Here is a 17,537-nt window from a genome sequence, read left to right on the forward strand (position 1 = left end):
ATTTTCCCCTGACGATTCATAGTGTCTCCTTCAATAACCTGAGTTCTACCGATATCCTATGCAATGCAAGGTGGAGGCCAATGTGCAGAATGTGACGTTTTACCGCTGGAATGACATGGAAAAGGAAAAAGTCACCGATTTACTCGATCGGCGGCTGATTACGGGCGACAGGATGATGCTGGCCCATGTGTACCTGAAGAAGGGCTGCGTGGTGCCCCGACATCAGCATGAGAACGAGCAATTGACCTACGTGCTGGATGGCGCCCTCCATTTCTGGATCGGCGAAGACGGGTCGCAGGAGATCACCATCCGGGCCGGGGAAGTGCTGCACATCCCATCCAACGTCTGGCACAAAGCCGAGGCGCTCGAAGACACATTGGACGTGGATGTGTTCAGTCCCCCGCGTGCCGACTGGCTCGCCAAGACTGACGACTACCTGCGAAAGTAGCCATGGACCTGGGGCTTCGCGACCGGGTGGCGATAGTGGCGGCCGGCAGCAAAGGGCTGGGCCGCGCCATCGCCACGACGCTGGCGGCAGAAGGCGCGCGTGTCGTGATCTGCGCGCGCGGGGCGGAGCCGCTCGAGCACACATGCCGCGCCATCACCGCATCGGGCGGCCGCTGTCACGGTGTGGTCGCCGATGTGTCGGTGCCGGCAGACATCGCGCACGTGGTGACGGAGGCGGAGCGGGTCTTCGGGCCGGCGGAAGTTCTCGTCACCAATACCGGGGGCCCGAAATCCGGTCGCTTCGAGACGCTGACGCCCGACGACTGGGACGCCGCCACACGCCAGTTGCTGCACAGTGCCGTCGGCTTTGCGCGCGCCGTGTTGCCCGGCATGCGGGCTCGGCGGTGGGGGCGCATCATCAACGTCACGTCCATCGCGGCCAAACAGCCCGTGGACGGTCTCATGTTGTCCAACAGCCTCCGGGCCGGTGTGGTGGCGTTTGCCCGCACGCTCGCCAATGAGGTGGCCGCAGAGGGCATCACCGTCAACAACCTGCTGCCCGGCTACACCCGCACGGAGCGCGTGGTGGACCTCTCAGCCCAGATGGCGGCCGCCGGCGGCACCACACCCGAAGACATCGTCAAACGGTGGGAGGCCGACATTCCCATGAAGCGGCTGGGCGAGCCCGCGGAATTCGCCGCCATGGCGGCATTTCTGGCCTCCGAACAGGCAAGCTACGTGACGGGCCAGTCGATCGCCGTGGACGGCGGTTGGATTCGCGGCCTGTTCTGATACTCTTGCCAAGGAAGTAACGGCACCGTGTCGCCTATAGAACTCGCGCTCAACATCACCCCGCGCGCCCGGCTGGACGTCGTGGATGTCCGTGCTCTCACCACACAACTTCACGGCGAAGCCCTCAGCGGTTATCGGCGCCACTTTTATGCGTCCGAGCACTCCACGGCGGGGTTTTTGCCCCAGAGCCTGGCTGCCCGGCTGACCGACCAGTTTGGCGGCGTGGAACCGTATCTGGACGTGTTCCGCACGGTCTTCCCGGAAGGCGCGGGCTACCGGCACGACCAGCTTGAGCTGCGCGACGAACTGGCCCCCGAGCAAAAGGCCATCGAGCCGACCAACGCCGATTCGCACCTCGCGTTCATGGGTGGCGGCCTTCGCGCCTGTGTGACAGACGATGCGCAGAGGCCGACGCCGGTGTACTTCGTGGACTTTGACGGCGTGTATCGCAACGTGCCGCGCAAACGCGTGGCGCGTGTGGTCGGCTTCAACCGCGAAGAGGAAGTGGCGCGCACCACCATCCGCGTGCCGGTGTCCGGGCATCCCATCGATGCGGTGAATCTGCGCGAATCGCGACTGGGCCTGTTCGATCAGGTGGCCGAACTCATCGCGCAACACGGCGTGACCAAAGGGCGCGTGCGCCTGGAACTGGCCACCGGCGAACAGTACGCGAGCCTCACGGTCAACGAGTACGAAACGCTGTTGATGAAACACGATCTGGCCGACGTCCTGAAGAATCCACTCAGGTTCGCGGCCGAAAAAGTGCGGCACGCCTGGAACGATCCCCGCGCCGTGCCGGCCAAAGCCCGTGACTATGCGCAGTACGATCTGGTGCGCGCGATGAACAAGCTGCTCGACGCGCTCGGGCTGCACACGTCACGCATCGAGCGCCTGCTCGCGCGAAGCCTCGAGGCCCCCGCCTCGCGCTTCCTGCGCATGCGCCGGTCGGTGGACCTCATGGTCTCGGACGCCAAGCTGGCCGGCCGCGGCGAGTTGGTGCAGGGCCTCTACCAGTCGCCCATCCTCGTGCAGTGGCGTCCGGCCCGCGACGAAGCGCGCCAGGTAGACGTGGCGCTCACACGCTTCGAGTAAAGAAACGACGGATCACTGGGAGACGCAGAGGCTCAGAGTAGGGCTGGCAACAACCCTTGTGAATCTCCGCGTCTCGGAGCCTCCCTGTGATCCTGCGTGGGCGCTTGATCCTGCGTGACTCGACGCGTCAGAACGCCTCGTCCCACGGTACCGACAACCGAATCGCACACCGGATGATGCCGGCCATGCTGTAGGTCTGCACAAAATTGCCCCATTGCTCGCCCGTCCGCGGATCGACGTGTTCGGCGAGCAGCCCGTGCGGGTTCCGGCATCGCAGGACATTCTCGAACAGAGCCCGCGCCTCGTCACGCCGGCCTATCGTGGCGAGCGCATCGATGTACCAGAACGTGCACGCCAGAAACGCGTTTTCAGGCGCGCCAAAATCGTCGGGTTCGATATAGCGAAAGATGAATCCCCCGCGCATCAGGTCGCGGCCGATCACGTTGACGGTGCTGATGAACCTGGGGTCGTCGGCCCGCAGGAATCCGACGTCGTTCAGGCGGAGCATGCTGGCGTCGAGGGACTGACCACCCATCGTTGACACAAAACTCCCGATCGAGGCGTTCCACGCGTGGTCGCAGATGAACTGGTGGATACGCGCGGCCTCGCCGCGCCAGAAGACGGCGCGGTCGTCCAGGCCCAGTCGCGTGGCGATGCGCGCCAGCCGGTCGCAGCCGGCCCAGCACATCAGGCTCGAGAAGGTATGGACCTCAGACCGGTCGCGCAGTTCCCAGAGTCCGGCGTCGGGTTGGTCAAACACGGCCGCGGCGCGTTCGCCGAGCAGTTCCAGCCGCCTGAACAGCGTCGCATCGCCGCCATGCACCAGCCGGCGATCGAAGAACACGTGGGTGGCCGTCAGAATCGCCGAACCGTACACGTCATGCTGCGTTTGCCGATATGCCAGGTTTCCCACGCGGACCGGGCCCATCCCGCGATACCCCGGCAACGAATCGATCTCGAGTTCGTCCAGCGAAGCGCGCCCGTTGATGCCGTAGACAGGCTGCAGCGCCCGGCCCTCGGCGGCCGCCACGACATTGAGGATGTAGCCCAGATACCGCTCCATCGTGCGAGTGGCGCCAAGGCGGTTGAGTGCGTCCACGACGAAGTACCCATCCCGCAGCCAGCAATAGCGATAGTCCCAGTTGCGAGGGCTGCCCGCGGCTTCGGGAATGGACGTGGTCATGGCCGCCACAATCGCTCCCGTGTCCTCGCACGCGTTCAATTTGAGCGTGATCGCCGATCGGATGACCGCGTCCTGCCACTCGAAAGGGATGCTCAGGTAGCGCACCCATTCGCGCCAATACGCCACGGTCTCCTCAGAGAAGTGGCGGGCGAGTTCCCCGACATTCGCGGGCACGGTCTCATCGGGCCCGAGCATCAGGGTGACCGCGTCGTTCAGATAGAAGACACGCTCGTCGAGGACGGCGGTGATCGAGGCGTTGGTGGTGAGTCTCAGCGTCAGCCCCCCACACTGATATCGAATGTGGTTGCTGCCTGACGTGGCCGTGGCCGCCCTTGATCCGTACTGCTCGGCGGGCCGAAGCCTGATGCGAATGCGAGGGCTGCCCGACGTACGTCGAATCTGTCGCACCAGCATCATCGGACTGAATACGCGCCCATGCTGAAGAAAGCGCGGCATGACGTCCGTGATCTCCACCGAGGCGCCGTCGCGGTCGAACAGGCGCGTCACGAGCACGGGCGTGTTGACCACGTACTCCTGTTCCGACCGTACCCAGTCGGACAACTCGATGGTGAAGTGCCCCGCGGCGCCGGCGTCGGCGGGCTGGTTCTGCAGCAGAGCGCAGAACACAGGGTCGCCATCGAACCCCGGCGCGCACGACCAGACGACATCGCCGTCGGCATCAATCAGGGCGCTCGTCGTGCCATTGCCGATCAGGGCAAGGTCGAGGGATGTCATGGGCGTCATCTCCTGTACCTGACGATATTGCGTTGGGGCGCAGGTGTGCCCGATGTGAGCCACGCGAGGACGGACGGCACGTCGGGCAACCGCCATCCGGCCCTTGTCCGACCGATGCCGACCTTGACCGAGTAGCCGCCGAGTTGATTCACCATCGCGAATCCGTACTCATCGGTCACATCGTCTCCAATGAACAGCGGGGACCGGCCCAGAAAGGGCGCCTCACGCATGAACGACGCGATCGCCGCGCCCTTGTCTCTGCCGGCGGGCGCGAGTTCCACCACCTGCTTGCCCTGCTGCAGGCAGTATTGGTCGCCCAGGGACATCCGCAGTTTTCGCATGACACGATGCGCGTAACTCGCCAGTTGCGGGGCGCGTCGATAGTGCAGTGCCAGTGACAGGCCCTTGTCTTCGACCAGCAAACCGGGGTGCCGGATACCGATGCCTTCAAGGACGTGCCGGGCGCCGTCGAGCGCGCGTACCGGCCCGGGATGCCGTGTCACGTCGCCGTTTGCCGCGCGTCGTTCAAGCCCGTGTTGTCCGGCGGCGGGAAGCAGCCGGGCGGGGAACAGGCGGTCGATGCTCTCGAGGGATCGCCCCGAGATGAACGCCAGCGCGCCGCCTGACGACTGATAAAGCGCCTCGACCAGGCCGGGCAGTGTGCGATCCAGCCTGACGCGCGCGGGTGCGTCGGCAAAGTCCACCAGTGTCCCGTCCACGTCCAGGAAATACGCGCACCCGGTGAGCGGCAGCCGTATCACGGGCCCTCGAGTGGCGGCTGCGATCCGCCAGAGGTGTTGCCGGTCATCAGCCGGTCCAGGAGGCGGCTGCGCCTGCGCATGCCGGCGGCGTCAATCAGCATGCGTCCGGCCCACCGGAACACGTTGAACTCTCCGATGAGGCTCCGCATCAATCGCATACGGGCCCGCTGCTCGCGCTCGGGCATTTCCAGGGCAGCCTGCAGGGCTGCCGCACACTCATCGGCGTCGTAGGGGTTGACGATGATGGCTTCGGCCAGCTCGCGCGCGGCACCGGTGAACTGGCTCAGCACCAGCACACCGCGCTCATCGTCGCGCGCCGCCACAAACTCCTTGGCCACGAGGTTCATTCCGTCATGAAGGCTGCTGACAAAACACAACTCGGCTGCGCGGTAGTACTCGTACACGCCCAGGGCTTCGTGATGCTCACTGAGCAGGATGATTGGCGGATGCGGCGCCAGCGCGAACCGGCGGTTGATGCGATCGACCAGGGCGCGCACCCGCACTTGATAGGTGTCGTATTCTTCGATTCCCGCACGTGTGGGCGCGGCGATCTGCACGAACGTGAAGCGCCCCACCCATTCCGGGTGGAGGTCCATCAACCGCTCGACGGCCCGCAGGCGTTCTTCAATGCCCTTCGTGTAGTCGAAGCGATCGACACCGATGCCGATCGCGTGGTCGCCCGGAAGGCCGTGCCGGCTTCGCACATTCGTGCGGCACTGCGCGACGGACTTCTGAACCAGGCTGGTTGAGAGCGGCCACTCGATGGAGATGGGATACCGCTTGACCGACGTGAGTTCGCGCCGGTACGACACCGTGAACATCTCGCGGTCCACGCGCGCCTCAAGTTGCCGATCGACCGTGTCCACAAAATTGTTGCAGTGGAACTGGGTATGGAATCCCAGGATGCTGCTGCCGAGCAGGCCGTCAAGCAACTGCTCGCGCCACGGGCAGATCGCGAACGCTTCGGGATTAGGCCACGGAATGTGCCAGAAGGTGATGATGGTGGCGTTGGGCAGCGCCTCGCGAATCATGCGGGGCGCCAGCGCGAAGTGGTAGTCCTGAACGAGCACGATCGGGTCGTTCGACACGGATTCCTCGACCACCGCCCGCGCGAACTTCCGGTTCACGTGGACGTACTGATCCCAATCGGTAGTCCGGAAGGTCGGTCGGACGTGCGCGATGTGGCACAACGGCCAGAGTCCTTCGTTGGAGAAGCCGTAGTAGTAGCCGACCTCCTCTTCTTCGGTGAGCCACACTCGTCGAAGCCGGTAGCTCGGATCCTCCGGGGGCACCGCGATGTGATGGTGCCGATCGACCACGTCGCGATCAGCCGATCCACTCCCGTGCGCAATCCAGGTCCCAGAACAGGTGCGCATGATCGGTTCCAGCGCCGTGACCAGTCCGCTGGCCGGCCTTCGCACCTCAATGCCATCGTCGCGGCGAATGTGGATGTACGGCTCGCGGTTGGAGAGGACGATGACCTGTTGGCCGCGCAGTTCCTGGTTGAGAACGGTGCGCAGGGCGTCGGGCGACCAGGCAAACCGGTCTTCGTCTGTGGGCCGTCGCTCAGACTCGATGTCGCGAATCAATTCGCGCAAATCGCGCGCGAGTGGCCTGAATTCTGGGGAGTCCGGCATGTTGGCCGGCCGCAGCAGGCCTTCGCCGCGAAGCAGCGCGCGCATGCCTTGCACCCAGCCGCGCCAACTGAGCTGCGCGATCACCACGGTCAGCAAGGAGACGATGACGCCGAGGCCGACGAACAGGTAGAAGAGATACAGCCGCGTCTCCTGGCTGCGTCGCGCCACGAAGCTCATGTCGTGGACAAGGATCAGTGTGCCGTTGGGAGCCTCGGGTGAACCCAGCGCATGGGTTGAGACCAGCAGCGGACCCAGGGGGCTGTCGACGATATGTCCCTCGACGCCTGAAAACGCCATCAGTTCCGCGCACCGCCCCGGCGGGGGCAGCGTGCCCGCGGCGATCGGAGTCGCTTCGGCTGATGGGCAGAAGGCCACGCCGTACACCCGTTCGTCCTGAGCCACGCGCGTCAGCACTTGCCGAACGCTCCCCTCATTCCCAAAACGGAACAGGTTGTGCACGGGGTCTTGCACGGTATTGGCGATCAGGCGCGCGCGGATCTCGATGTCCCTCTTGAACCACCGCAACGTCAGGTTGTCCACGAGCGGCAGCACGGCGTACGCAAACGCCGCCAGCACCACCAGCAACGGGATGATGAATCGTAGTGAGAGTCGCACGTGAGGTCCAGGTTCGACCCTACCACGTGGGTGCGATCTGTCAATCCACACTAAAGGACCTAGAGCGGCCAGCAGCAGATCCTGCGCGCTCTGCGTGTCACCGCCGAGCGCTTCGGGGTCGCGTTCATAGCTGCCGTTGGCCGTCAGCACCCGTCCGCGATGGTTGTCGCCGAGATACGCAGTCAGGACGACCGACCGAAGGTGATCCGCCTGCTTCGGGTCGGTCACAGGGCACAACACCTCCACCCGTCGGTCGAGATTGCGCTCCATGACGTCGGCGCTGCCGATGTACACCTTCGGGTCTCCCGCGTTCGCGAACCAGAAAATCCGCGAGTGTTCAAGGAAGCGCCCAATGATCGAGCGCACGCGGATGTGGTCGCTGACGCCAGGCACACCTGGCCGCAGCACACACACGCCTCGCACCAGCAGATCCACGTGGACGCCCGCCTGCGACGCCCGATACAGGTGCCGGACCATCTCGGGGTCGGTGATCGCGTTGATCTTTATGATGATGCCGCTCGGCTGGCCGGCTTCGGCCGCGGCAATTTCGCGACCGATCAGCTGCGCCAGGCCCGATCGCAGGCTCAGCGGCGCCACGAGCAGCGCCCGATACTGCACCTGGTTCGAGTACCCGGTCAGGTAGTTGAACAAGTCCGACGCGTCCTCGACGATCTCGTCGCGCGAGGTGAAGAGGCCGAGATCGGTGTAGATTCTCGACGTCACGACGTTGTAGTTGCCGGTGCCCAGATGCGCGTAGCGCCGAATGCCATCGGCTTCCTTGCGCACGACCAGACACAACTTGCAATGGGTCTTCAGGTTCAACAGCCCGTACACCACATGCACGCCGGCGGCTTCAAGCCGTTGCGCCCAGAGGATGTTGTTGCGCTCATCGAACCGTGCCTTCAGTTCCACCAGCACGGCCACCTGTTTGCCGCCGTCGGCGGCCCGCACGAGCAGGTCCACCAGCGGGGAGTTGGGCCCGATGCGGTACAGCGTCATTTTGATGCCGAGCACCTGCGGATCCGCGACGGCCGCGCTCAGAAAGGCTTCCACCGCACCGAAGGACTGGAAGGGGTGGTGCACCAGGCGATCGCGCTGACGCAGTTCGGTGAAGATCGCCTCGCCGTCGTCATCGTCCCAGACGGGCGCCGGAAGGAAAGGCGGGTATTTCAACTCGGCCCGATGGAGCTGGGTGAGCTCCATCCAATCGCCGAAGCCGAGGCGTTCCTTGGTGCGGAAGACGTTCTCTTCCTCTATCTCGAAGTTCTCGATCAGGGTGTCGAGCACCCGGCGCGGCACTCCGGCTTCGACCTTCAGCATCGAGAGCGCTCCGTGCCGGCGTTCGCGCAGGCTCTTGTCGATCGATTCGAGGAGATCGTCGGCTTCGTCCTCCTGGATGACGAGGTCGGCGTCGCGCACCACGCGGAAGAGATAGGCGCCCTTCACGGTGGTGCCGGGGAACAGCCGCGCCAGGTTCGCCCGGATGATGTCTTCGAGGAAGACGAATGTCTGGTGGCCGCGCGGAGCCAGCCTGTCGGGAAGGAGCACGAAGCGCGGAAGGACGTCGGGAATCTTGACGCGCGCGAACTTCGTCCGTCCCGCATGCTTCACGACCACGGCCAGATTCAGGCTCAGGTTCGAAATATACGGAAACGGGTGGCCCGGGTCGAAGGCGAGCGGTGTGAGCACCGGCCAGATTTCGCGGGCGAAATAGGTTTCAAGGTGTTGCGACACCGCCGGGGTGTAGTCAGCGGGGTCCAGGAAGTGGATGTGTGCGTCGGCGAGTTGAGGCCGCAGGTCACGTGTCCAGCACTTCGCCTGCAGCGCCAGCATCTCGGTGGCCTGGCGACGCACCTGCACCAACTGTTCCTCGGTGGACATCCCGTCGGGCGAGACATCTTCGGTGCCCGTCCGCTGTTTGCGCAGCAGCGAGGCGACCCGAATCATGAAGAACTCGTTCAGGTTGGCGGCCACGATGGCCAGGAACTTGACCCGCTCAAGCAGTGGATGAGACGGGTCAGCCGCTTGCGCCAGGACCCGCCGGTTGAATTCGAGCCAGCTCAGCTCGCGGTTCAGGTAAAACGACGGGTCGGTCAATGGCCGATCCGCAGCCGGAGTCGACGCGCTGGGAGCTGGGGCGGTGGCCTCGGGCACGCGACTCATATCTCCCATTATAGGAGGGTGATGTAAACGGGCCTCCGGCCGGCCAAACGGGTGGCCAATGGGCGCATAATGAGCAAATACGCCTAGGGCGCCAGGTGTGGCGTCGCGGGGGACCCAGAAACATGGGGCGAATCCGGTGGCCGAGCGGCCGCCGGTAGAGGACTTCCAGCCTCGAGCCCGTCAGCTAACCCCGTCGGCGATTGGAGGTGAGGTATGTCCGGTCGGCCTCTGTCACCGCCGCAGTTGCTGGCGAGTGGCATGGCGGGTGTCATTCTGGTCGGTACGCTGTTGCTGGTCACTCCGTTGGCCGCGGCAGACGGCGCCGGCGTTGGATGGTCCGCCGCTTTTTTTACATCCACATCCGCCGTGTGTGTCACCGGCCTCGTGGTCGTCGATACGCCGACCGCGTTCTCAGGATTCGGACAGGCGGTCGTCCTCCTGCTCATTCAAATCGGCGGACTCGGGTACATGACCCTCTCTACGCTGGTAGTGGTGGCGCTGGGCCGGCGTGTGTCGATGAACGAACAGCACTCGCTGCAGGAGTCGCTGAACCTGTCGTCACGCAGCGACATCCTCAGATTCGCCATGACGGTGATCAAACTCACGCTGGCGTTTGAACTTGCCGGCGCTGTCATTCTGGCCATCCGCTGGTGGGGCCATTTCGGGGTCGACGCGCTCTGGCTCGGCCTGTTTCACTCGGTGTCGGCGTTCAACAACGCCGGCTTCAGCCTGTTCTCCAACAGCCTCATGGATTGGCGGGGCGATGTGGTTGTCAACGTGACGATCATGGCGCTCATCGTGAGCGGCGGTATCGGGTACCTTGTGCTTACTGAGCTGGGACGTTACCGCAGGAACGTATCGCTTGCGCTGCACACTCGATTTGTTCTCACGTTGACCGCCGTGCTCATCGTCGGCGGCACCGTCGCCATTCTCATCACCGAGCGCGGCAACCCCGCAACGCTGGGGCCGATGGGGTGGCCCGGCGCGATTCTGGCCGCGGCGTTTCAGTCGGTCACCACACGCACGGCCGGGTTCAACACGCTCGATATGGCCGCGCTGCAGCCGGCCACGTATTTCCTGATGCTGATATTGATGTTCATTGGTGGCGCGCCCGGCGGCACCGCGGGCGGTGTGAAGATCAGCACCTTTGGTGTGACCGTGCTGGCTCTGTGGGCGACCATCCGCGGTCAAGGGGAGCCGACGGTGTTCTGGCGCCGCATTCCCGCCGATCTTGTGGCGCGCGCCTTCTTTGTCAGCCTGATCGCGTTTCTCGCCGTCAACGTCGTCACCGGCGTGCTGCTGGTGCGCGAGGGCGGGGACTTGCTGCGCACCCTGTTTGAAGCCGTGTCGGCGTTCGGCACCGTCGGCCTCTCGACAGGCGTGGCAGGCACGTTCGTGAGCCTGAGCGCCAGCTTCTCCGAGACCGGCCAGTTACTGATTTGCCTGCTGATGTTCATGGGCCGCATCGGCCCACTCACTCTTGCGTTTGCCCTCGCGTCGCGCCGGACGCCGACGCGTGTGGGCTATCCTGAAGGCCGCGTCCTCATCGGGTGATTCATACATGCTCAAACGTCAATTTGCGGTGATTGGTCTCGGTCGGTTCGGCGCGGCGATGGCCACCACGCTGCTCGGTCTGGGCCAGGATGTGCTCGGTATGGACAGCGATGAGGGACGGGTCCAGGGCTTGTCGGGCAGCGTGCCCCACTTGATGGTGGTGAACGCCAGCGACCCCAAAGCCCTGGAAGAGGCCGGCGTGGGCCAGGTGGATGTGGCGGTCATCTCCATCGGCACCAACATCGAGGCCAGCCTCCTCATCGTCATGGCCGTCAAGGAGTTGGGCGTCAAGTTCATCGTGGCCAAGGCCACGACTGAAGTGCATGGGCGCATTCTTGAACGGCTGGGCGTCGATCGCGTGATTTACCCCGAGCGTGAAGCCGCCGTCCGCATGGCGCACAGCCTGGTGGTGCCGAACGTGATCGACTACATCAGCCTGTCGCGCGACTTCAGCATCATCGAGATTCCCGCGCCGGCGATGTTTGTGGGCAAGACGCTGCGTGAAGTGGACCTGCGCGCCAAACACGGCCTCACGCTGATTGCGATCAAGCGCACCACCAATGGCATCGTCACCACGGACGTCAGTCCGTCGGCCGACGAACGCATTCAGGCTGGAGATGCCGTGGCGCTTGTTGGCAGCAACAAGTCGCTGGTCGCCCTCGAAAAGCTGGTGATCCGGCGGGCCGTGTGATCGCCAATCCCACTATCGTCGCGCTGGCGCTCCTGCTGGTGGTGCTGGTGGTGGCCGCGCGGGCGGCGAGATGGGTGGCGGTCGTCATCTCGGTGCTGGCGATGTTGGCGTTCAATTTTTTCTTCCTGCCGCCGGTGGGGACGTTCACGATTGCGGACCCGCAGAACTGGGTGGTGCTGTTCACCTTTCTCGCGGTGAGCCTGGCGGCCAGTCACCTGTCGGCGGTGGCGAGATCGCGTACCGACGAAGCCGTGGTGCGGCGTGATGAACTGGCGCGGCTGTTTGACTTGAGCCGTGACGTGCTGGTGATTACCAGCGGCGCAGAGGCGATTCCCATGCTGGCCCGGTCGATTGCGCAGCGCTTCGATCTGGAGTTTGTTGCGATCGCGTTGCCCCGAGGGCCGGAATGGGACGTCTACGAGGCCGGGGCAGCCTCGGTCGCCATCGACCGGAAACACCTGTCGGACGCGTTTGCGGCCGCCCGCGCCGTGCTGGAATTTGACGCGTACGCCCGCACGTACGCCGGCCACCGGACCATCGATGTGGATGGCCGCGCCGTTCGGTTGGTGCCGCTTCGAGTGGGGACCGCTCCCAGCGGAATACTGGCCGCTTCGGGTCGGCCGATTGAAGCCGGTACCCTGGACGCGCTCGGCGGTGTGGTGGCGCTCGCCATTGAACGTGCGACGTTTCTGGAGGAACGAAAGGCCGGGGAACTGGCGCGACAGGGGGACGCGCTGAAAACGGCTCTCCTGGCTTCGGTCGGCCACGACCTGCGCACACCGCTCACGGCGATCCAGATCGCGGCAGCCAACATCCAGAGTCCGCACCTGACCGACGCCGATCGACGGGACCAGAGCGAGTTGATTCTCGGCGAGGTCGAACGGTTGAACCGGCTGTTCCAGAACATTCTTGAGATGGCGCGTATCGACGCGGGAGCTGTGGCCGCCGAGTTTCGTCCGGTACATCCATCGGAACTGGTGGCGGCCGCGCGTGCACAGGTCGAACAGGCCTTGCGAAGCCACACGGTGCACGTCAACGTGGATCGCGACGAACCCGTCCGGTTGGATCCGCGCCTGACAGCCGCTGCGCTGGCCCAGGTGCTGGAAAACGCCGCGCGGTATACGCCCGCCGGCGCCTCGATCACAGTCCATGCCTCCGCCACTGAAGAGGGTATGAAGGTCAGCGTGAAAGACGAAGGGCTCGGGATTGCCGCTGCAGATCTGCCTCACCTCTTTGATCGGTTTTATCGAGGCGAGGCCGCGCGAGCGCGCGCGGGCGGCACGGGCATGGGACTGTGGATCGCCCGGGGGTTGCTGGCGGCCGAGCGGGGACGCGTCTGGGCCGAGAATGACCCGGGCGGCGGTGCCCGGTTTACGATCGTTGTGCCACCGGCGCAGGCCGTGGCCGAAGCGGGAGCCACGCGGTCATGACACCTCGCGATCGGATCCTCCTGGTGGATGACGAAGTCGCGATTCAGCGGTCGGTTGGCCCTCTGCTGCGATCCCACGGCTACGACGTGGACGTGGCGGGCACCGGCGCCGACGCACTGAAGCAGTTTGCCGCCGATCCGCCCGGCTTGATCGTGCTGGATCTGGGACTGCCAGACATGGACGGCACCGACGTCTGCCGTCGCATCCGCCTGGCGTCGGACGTGCCCATCATTGTCTTGTCGGCGCGTGGTGCCGAAGGCGACAAGGTGAAAGCGCTCGACCTGGGGGCCGATGACTATGTGGCGAAGCCCTTCGGTCCGGCGGAACTGCTGGCGCGCATCCGCGTGGCGCTGCGGCGAGTGGCCACGCAACCGCACGAAGATTCAGGCCAGCTCGTGGCGGGCGATCTGACGATCGACTACGACCGGCGTCGGGTGCTGCGACAGGGTGCCGAGATCCGGCTGACGCCGAAGGAGTTCGAACTGCTCACGCTGCTGGCGCGGCAGCACGATCGGGTGCTGACGCATCGCGCCATCCTGAAAGCCATCTGGGGCGGGAACGCCGTGGAACAGCCGGAACATCTCTGGACGCTCGTGGCCCAGTTGCGCAAGAAGATCGAAGTCGATCCCGCGCACCCCCGTTACCTGCGCAGCGAACCCTGGGTCGGCTACCGGTTCGCCACAGGGTCGCCCGAAGACCTCTGAGGTTAGGACCTCTGAGGTCGGACCTCAGAGGTCTTGATACTTCAGGGATTTTTCAGGGACTTCTGAGCCCGATCTCAGGCCCGGTTTCCTACGCTGTCAGCCAGGAGCTTTGACAGTCATGGACCGTGCTCGATCAGTCTTCCTTTTCGTCGCATTGCTCGCGGCGGCGACCGCAAGCCCAGCCGCAGGGCAGCCAGCGCAGCCCGCCGCGCCGGCGACGGCGTCGCCCGCACAGACCGCCCCGTCGGGCCCGCTCGGCCACCTTTCGTTCGGCGCCACCTTCGAGGGGTATTACCAGTTCAACTGGAATCGTCCTCCAGACCGCGTCATGCCATTGCGCGCATACGACACACGCTCGAACGTGTTCAGCATTCAGCAGACGGCCATCGTGATCGAAAGCGCACCGTCAGTGGCTGACGGCCGGCGGTTCGGGGCTCGGGTTGATCTCCAATTCGGCCAGGCGACCGAGACGGTGCAGGGCAACGGGGCCAACGAGCCACGGCCGGACGCGTATCGGCACCTGTGGCAGGCGTACGGGACGTATGTGTTTCCCGTGGGCCGAGGGCTGCAGGCCGACTTTGGCAAGTTCGCTTCAAACCTCGGGTACGAAACGAACTACGCCAAGGACAACAACCACTTCTCGCGTGCGTATCTCTTTAACTTCCTGCCGTTCTACCACATGGGCGTACGCCTGACGCTGCCGGTCTCAGACAAGGTGACCCTCATGTACGCCCTGACCAACGGTATTCAACAGACGGAAGATTTCAACACCTTCAAGAGCAGCCACGTTACCGCAATCATCAAGCCCGTCTCGAGTCTGGCATGGACGACGAGTTACTACGCGGGCCGCGAGCAACCCGATGGCGGGCTGCCTGACGGCCCCGACGGCGTCTTCAGGGTCATCGATAGCTACGTGACGTACACCGCAACGCCCAAACTCACGCTGGGCCTCGATGCGAACTACGTCACCAACGAAGTCCAGAAGGCTGACGAGTCGATCTCACTCCAGGGCACGGGCGCGTATGCGCGCTACCAGGTGTCTGCGCCCGCGGCAGTCTCTCTCCGGTATGAGCGGCTCGACGATGAGGGGCTGTTTGGCGGAATCGAGCAGGTACTCCAGGAATTCACGGCGACGTTTGAGCACAAGTTCGCGGACGGGTTTCTGGCCCGCGCCGAGTTCAGGCGCGACTGGTCGAACGTGCGGTTCTTCCCCGGGTCGAGGTCCGGGAACCTGCGCAGGCACCAGAACACGGCATTGGTCGGGCTTGTCTGGTGGTTCGGCAACAAGTCGGGCGCCTGGTAGGAGCTGACATGAATCTCATCGCATTGTTACTGAGCATCGCGGCTTTCGTGTACCTGGTCTACGCGATGCTGCGACCTGAAGAATTCTGAGGCGCACATGAGTACCGAGTACGTCGCCATTACATTCACCATCGTGTTCACCATCGCCACGAGCCTGCTCCTCGGGCGCTACATGTTCAAGGTGTTCACCGGCCTGCACACGTGGCTTGACCCCGTGCTTGTGCCGGTAGAACGTCTCGTCCTTCGCGTCACCGGCGTCGACGCGAACGAGCAACAAACCTGGAAGCAGTACTCGGTGTCGCTGCTGGTCTCGAACGTGGTCATGTGGATCGCGACATTCGCCATTGTCTTGCTGCAGCGCGGCCTGCCACTCAACCCCGATGGGATTGCGAACATGGAGGCGACGCTCGCGTTCAACACGAGCTCGAGTTTTGTCACCAACACCAACCTGCAGCACTACAGCGGTGAGACCGGCCTCTCGTACTTCACGCAGATGTTTGTAATCACGTTCCTGCAGTTCGTCACGGCGGCCACCGGCATGGCGGCGTGCATCGCGATCATCCGCGGCCTGGCCGGAAGTCGGCTGACGCACCTGGGCAGTTTTTACGTGGACATGACTCGTGCCGCAGTCCGCGTCCTCCTGCCGCTCGCGCTGGTGGTCGGCACTCTTCTGATCTGGCAGGGCACGCCCGTGACGTTTGACGGGGCGGTCACGGCCACGACCCTGGAAGGGGAGACGCAGACGATTGCACGCGGTGTGGTCGCGCCCGAGGTGTCAATCAAGCAACTGGGCACCAACGGCGGCGGCTACTTCGGTCCGAACTCGACCCACCCCTATGAGAACCCGACGCCGCTCTCGAACCTCGTCCAGACCTGGTCGATCAGCATCATTCCGATGGCCATGGTGTGGACGCTGGGGTACATGGTCACACGCCGTCGGCTGGCGGTGGTGGTGTTCGCGACGATGCTGGCGCTGTACATCCCGATGGTGACGTTCGCGGTGGTCCAGGAGGCCGGAGGGAATCCGGCGATTGCGGCCATGGGTGTGGATCAGGCCACCGGATCGATGGAAGGCAAGGAAGTCCGGTTCGGCGCCGGTCTCTCGGCGATGTGGGCGGTCACGACCACGGCGACGTCCAACGGGTCCGTGAACGCCATGCACGATTCGATGACGCCGCTGGGAGGGCTCATGCCGATGGCCGGGATGTGGCTCAACAACATCTTCGGCGGTGTCGGCGTGGGTTTCATCAACATGTTGATCTTCGTCATCGTGACCGTGTTTATCGCGGGCATGATGATTGGCCGCACGCCGGAGTTCCTGGGCAAGAAAGTGGAGGCCAAAGAGATGAAGCTGGCGAGTGTGGCATTGCTGTGGCACCCACTCGCGATTCTCGGAGGGACAGCCGTGGCCTGTTACGTCTGGGCGACGACCGCCGATCCGGGCACGGCGCTGGGATGGCTGAAGAACCCGGGTGCGCACGGGTTCTCGGAGATGCTCTACGAGTTCTCGTCCGCGGCCGCCAACAACGGATCCGGGTTTGAAGGTCTGGGCGACAACACGCCGTTCTGGAACATCTCGACTGGTGTCGTGATGTTGCTGTCGCGGTACATCCCCATCATCGCTCCGCTGGCGTTGGCCGGTGTTCTTGCGGCCAAGCCGGCAGCCCCAGAGACTGCCGGGTCGCTGCGGGCCGACAGCGCGATGTTTGGATTCACCCTGTGGGCCGTGGTCGTCATTCTCGGCCTGTTGATGTTCATGCCGGTGGCTGTGCTCGGGCCGATTGCCGAACACCTGGCGTTGTAAAGACGGGAACAGATCATGTTGAAACAACTGAAACAAGGCGTCTTGTTCACGCTGGCCACGATGCTGCTGTTCGGCGGCGGATATCACGTGGTGCTCTGGGCCGTCGGCAATGTGGCTTTTCCGGCGCAGGCCGAAGGCAGCCTGATCCGGCGCGCCGACGGCACGGTCGTCGGGTCGCGGCTCATCGCGCAGAAGTTCACGAAGCCGGAGTACTTCCGCGCCCGGCCGTCGGGTGTGGACTACAACGCGGCGTCAACAGGCGGCACCAACTACGGACCGTCGAATCCCGATCACCTCGCGGCTGTGCGTGAGCGGCTCGATGCCGTGACACAACAAGAAGGTGTGACGGCGGCGCAGGTGCCGTCGGAAATGGTGACCGCCAGTGGCGCGGGTATGGATCCACACATTCCACCTGCGGCCGCCGACCTGCAGGTGGCGCGAGTGGCTGCGGCACGGGGCGTGACCCCGGACCGCGTCCGCGCCCTCGTCGCGGCGCACACCGAGGCCCCCACGTTCGGATTCCTCGGCCGCGCGCGCGTGAACGTACTGGAACTGAATCTCGCTCTGGACGTCACGTTTGGCGCCCCCACCAGCAAGGAGGCCGGGTCTTCAGACCCGGCGAAATAA

Annotated in this window: 14 protein-coding genes; 11 read left to right on the top strand and 3 right to left on the bottom strand. The window is 64.4% G+C overall.

The window, feature by feature from the left end; translation table 11 throughout:
- Window positions 1-58: 58 nt before the first annotated feature.
- From IPL75_05160 to IPL75_05170, 3 genes are read left to right on the top strand one after another with little or no spacing between them, the layout of a single operon-like run.
- Window positions 59-448: a cupin domain-containing protein gene (locus IPL75_05160; GenBank protein MBK9239643.1), complete on the top strand. Its 390-nt coding sequence runs from the start codon at window positions 59-61 to the stop codon at window positions 446-448.
- A 2-nt stretch (window positions 449-450) separates the two neighbouring features.
- Window positions 451-1,239 (top strand): SDR family oxidoreductase, encoded by a 789-nt coding sequence (locus tag IPL75_05165; protein ID MBK9239644.1) that lies wholly within the window; start codon window positions 451-453, stop codon window positions 1,237-1,239.
- Window positions 1,240-1,266: 27 nt separating this feature from the next.
- Complete coding sequence (locus tag IPL75_05170; protein MBK9239645.1) at window positions 1,267-2,331, top strand: hypothetical protein; 1,065 nt, start codon at window positions 1,267-1,269, stop codon at window positions 2,329-2,331.
- Between the two features lie 127 nt (window positions 2,332-2,458).
- Here IPL75_05170 and IPL75_05175 read toward each other — a convergent pair whose 3' ends face one another.
- From IPL75_05175 to ppk1, 3 genes are read right to left on the bottom strand one after another with little or no spacing between them, the layout of a single operon-like run.
- A complete protein-coding gene (locus IPL75_05175; protein ID MBK9239646.1) occupies window positions 2,459-4,249 on the bottom strand; it encodes a glycoside hydrolase family 15 protein in 1,791 nt (596 codons plus the stop codon).
- 5 nt (window positions 4,250-4,254) lie between these two features.
- Entirely contained in the window at window positions 4,255-5,010 is a 756-nt protein-coding gene (gene otsB / locus IPL75_05180) for a trehalose-phosphatase (GenBank protein ID MBK9239647.1), read from the bottom strand.
- Complete coding sequence (gene ppk1, locus IPL75_05185; GenBank protein MBK9239648.1) at window positions 5,007-9,425, bottom strand: polyphosphate kinase 1; 4,419 nt, start codon at window positions 9,423-9,425, stop codon at window positions 5,007-5,009. The genes otsB and ppk1 overlap by 4 nt, the downstream gene beginning before the upstream one ends.
- 213 nt (window positions 9,426-9,638) lie before the next feature.
- Between ppk1 and IPL75_05190 the strand changes: the two genes are divergently transcribed.
- From IPL75_05190 to kdpC, 8 genes are all read left to right on the top strand, one after another.
- Window positions 9,639-10,979: a Trk family potassium uptake protein gene (locus IPL75_05190; protein MBK9239649.1), complete on the top strand. Its 1,341-nt coding sequence runs from the start codon at window positions 9,639-9,641 to the stop codon at window positions 10,977-10,979.
- 7 nt (window positions 10,980-10,986) lie between these two features.
- On the top strand, window positions 10,987-11,670 hold the full coding sequence (locus IPL75_05195; GenBank protein MBK9239650.1) for a TrkA family potassium uptake protein: 684 nt from the start codon (window positions 10,987-10,989) through the stop codon (window positions 11,668-11,670).
- Window positions 11,667-13,100 carry a DUF4118 domain-containing protein gene (locus IPL75_05200; protein MBK9239651.1) on the top strand — a complete coding sequence of 478 codons (1,434 nt, stop codon included), beginning with the start codon at window positions 11,667-11,669 and terminating at the stop codon, window positions 13,098-13,100. Before IPL75_05195 ends, IPL75_05200 begins: the two co-directional genes overlap by 4 nt.
- On the top strand, window positions 13,097-13,804 hold the full coding sequence (locus IPL75_05205; GenBank protein MBK9239652.1) for a response regulator transcription factor: 708 nt from the start codon (window positions 13,097-13,099) through the stop codon (window positions 13,802-13,804). Before IPL75_05200 ends, IPL75_05205 begins: the two co-directional genes overlap by 4 nt.
- Window positions 13,805-13,922: 118 nt before the next feature.
- Window positions 13,923-15,107 (top strand): porin, encoded by a 1,185-nt coding sequence (locus IPL75_05210; GenBank protein ID MBK9239653.1) that lies wholly within the window; start codon window positions 13,923-13,925, stop codon window positions 15,105-15,107.
- Window positions 15,077-15,196 carry a K(+)-transporting ATPase subunit F gene (kdpF, locus tag IPL75_05215; protein MBK9239654.1) on the top strand — a complete coding sequence of 40 codons (120 nt, stop codon included), beginning with the start codon at window positions 15,077-15,079 and terminating at the stop codon, window positions 15,194-15,196. Before IPL75_05210 ends, kdpF begins: the two co-directional genes overlap by 31 nt.
- A gap of 7 nt (window positions 15,197-15,203) precedes the next feature.
- Window positions 15,204-16,910: a potassium-transporting ATPase subunit KdpA gene (gene kdpA, locus IPL75_05220; protein ID MBK9239655.1), complete on the top strand. Its 1,707-nt coding sequence runs from the start codon at window positions 15,204-15,206 to the stop codon at window positions 16,908-16,910.
- A 15-nt stretch (window positions 16,911-16,925) separates the two neighbouring features.
- On the top strand, window positions 16,926-17,537 hold the full coding sequence (gene kdpC, locus IPL75_05225; GenBank protein MBK9239656.1) for a potassium-transporting ATPase subunit KdpC: 612 nt from the start codon (window positions 16,926-16,928) through the stop codon (window positions 17,535-17,537).

Source organism: Acidobacteriota bacterium, from assembly GCA_016716905.1.
Taxonomy (GTDB): domain Bacteria; phylum Acidobacteriota; class Vicinamibacteria; order Vicinamibacterales; family SCN-69-37; genus SYFT01.

Excerpts from the sequence above, each read along its gene's own strand:
- IPL75_05210 (MBK9239653.1), top strand. The coding sequence starts at position 13,923 with ATGGACCGTGCTCGATCAGTCTTCCTTTTCGTCGCATTGCTCGCGGCG.
- IPL75_05195 (MBK9239650.1), top strand. The coding sequence starts at position 10,987 with ATGCTCAAACGTCAATTTGCGGTGATTGGTCTCGGTCGGTTCGGCGCG.
- IPL75_05160 (MBK9239643.1), top strand. The coding sequence starts at position 59 with ATGCAATGCAAGGTGGAGGCCAATGTGCAGAATGTGACGTTTTACCGC.
- IPL75_05205 (MBK9239652.1), top strand. The coding sequence starts at position 13,097 with ATGACACCTCGCGATCGGATCCTCCTGGTGGATGACGAAGTCGCGATT.
- IPL75_05175 (MBK9239646.1), bottom strand. The coding sequence starts at position 4,249 with ATGACATCCCTCGACCTTGCCCTGATCGGCAATGGCACGACGAGCGCC.
- ppk1 (MBK9239648.1), bottom strand. The coding sequence starts at position 9,425 with ATGAGTCGCGTGCCCGAGGCCACCGCCCCAGCTCCCAGCGCGTCGACT.
- IPL75_05190 (MBK9239649.1), top strand. The coding sequence starts at position 9,639 with ATGTCCGGTCGGCCTCTGTCACCGCCGCAGTTGCTGGCGAGTGGCATG.
- IPL75_05165 (MBK9239644.1), top strand. The coding sequence starts at position 451 with ATGGACCTGGGGCTTCGCGACCGGGTGGCGATAGTGGCGGCCGGCAGC.
- kdpA (MBK9239655.1), top strand. The coding sequence starts at position 15,204 with ATGAGTACCGAGTACGTCGCCATTACATTCACCATCGTGTTCACCATC.
- kdpC (MBK9239656.1), top strand. The coding sequence starts at position 16,926 with ATGTTGAAACAACTGAAACAAGGCGTCTTGTTCACGCTGGCCACGATG.